This is a genomic window from Microcystis sp. LEGE 08355 (assembly GCF_015207185.1).
GTDB classification, from domain to species: Bacteria; Cyanobacteriota; Cyanobacteriia; order Cyanobacteriales; family Microcystaceae; genus Microcystis; species Microcystis panniformis.
The window spans coordinates 1-1288 of record NZ_JADEXI010000891.1; the positions used below are offsets into that span (position 1 = coordinate 1).

At 67.3% G+C, this 1288-nt stretch carries 3 protein-coding genes; all 3 read left to right on the forward strand.

The window, feature by feature from the left end; translation table 11 throughout:
- On the forward strand, nt 1–448 hold a 448-nt coding region (gene argB, locus IQ242_RS25015; RefSeq protein WP_193961812.1), incomplete at its 5' end, for an acetylglutamate kinase.
- A 25-nt stretch (nt 449–473) separates the two neighbouring features.
- Nucleotides 474–770, forward strand: a complete 297-nt coding sequence (locus IQ242_RS25020; protein ID WP_193961813.1) for a YggT family protein — start codon at nt 474–476, stop codon at nt 768–770.
- A partial coding sequence (locus IQ242_RS25025; RefSeq protein WP_370583050.1) for a bifunctional 5,10-methylenetetrahydrofolate dehydrogenase/5,10-methenyltetrahydrofolate cyclohydrolase occupies nt 767–1288 on the forward strand: 522 nt, incomplete at its 3' end. The genes IQ242_RS25020 and IQ242_RS25025, both read left to right, overlap by 4 nt.

Genomic DNA, 1288 nt, shown 5'->3' on the forward strand with positions numbered 1-1288 from the left:
GATCGAGCGGCATGTCGACCTGGGCTTTGTCGGCGAACCGGTGGCGGTCGATCCGACGATCCTCGTCAATCTGACCAAGGATAATTTCATCCCGATCGTCGCGCCCGTCGCGCTCGGCGCCGATGGCGCAACCTATAATATCAACGCCGACACGATGGCGGGCGCGATCGCGGGTGCGCTGGGGGCGAAACGCTTCTTCCTGCTCACCGACGTTGCCGGGGTACTCGACAAGTCGGGGGCGCTGCTCACCGACCTCGACCGCCCGGCGATCGATACGCTGAAAGCCGACGGGACGATCACCGGCGGTATGATCCCGAAGGTCGAGACGTGCGTCGCGGCGGTCGAGGGCGGGGTCGATGCGGCGGTCATCCTCGACGGGCGCGTGCCGCACGCGATGCTCGTCGAGGTGTTCACCGCAAGCGGCGCGGGAACGCTGGTTCACAAATAGCGCGCGCGTCGCTATCTGGGCGCGCATGAACACGCTCATCATGGTCGCCATCTACCTGCTGTCCATCGTGTGGTGGGTGATCATCATCCAGGCGGTGCTGTCGTGGCTGATCGCGTTCAACGTCATCAACACGCATAACGACTTCGTCCGCAACATCTGGACGACGCTCGACCGGCTGACCGAGCCGCTCTACCGCCCGATCCGTCGGGTGATGCCTGATTTCGGCGCGCTCGACCTGTCGCCGATCGTCGTGCTGATCGGCATCACGATCCTCGACATCGTGCTCAGGAACCAGATCCAGCCCGTCGCCTATATCTCGTGACCGCGCGCGTCATCGACGGCAAGGCGCGCGCCGCCGCGCTGCGCGCCGAGGTTGCGGCTGGGGTCGCGAAGCTGTCGCGTCCGCCCGGCCTCGCGGTGGTGCTCGTCGGTGACGACCCTGCCAGCGCGGTCTATGTCCGCGCCAAGGGCAAGGCGTGCCGCGAGGCAGGGATGCTGAGCTTCGAGCACCGCCTGCCCGCCGACACGACGCAGGCCGCGCTGCTCGCGCTCGTCGCGCAGCTCAACGCCGACCCGGCGGTCGACGGCATCCTCGTCCAGCTTCCGCTGCCGCCGCCGATCGACGCGAATGCGGTGATTGCGGCGATCGACCCCGACAAGGACGTCGACGGCTTTCACCCGGTCAACGTTGGACGATTGACGAGCGGGCTGCCGGGGTTCGTCCCCTGCACGCCGCTCGGATGCCTGATGCTGCTGAAGGAGGAGCGCGGCGACCTGTCGGGACTCGACGCGGTCGTCATCGGGCGCTCGACCATCGTCGGCAAGCCGATGGCGCAGCTG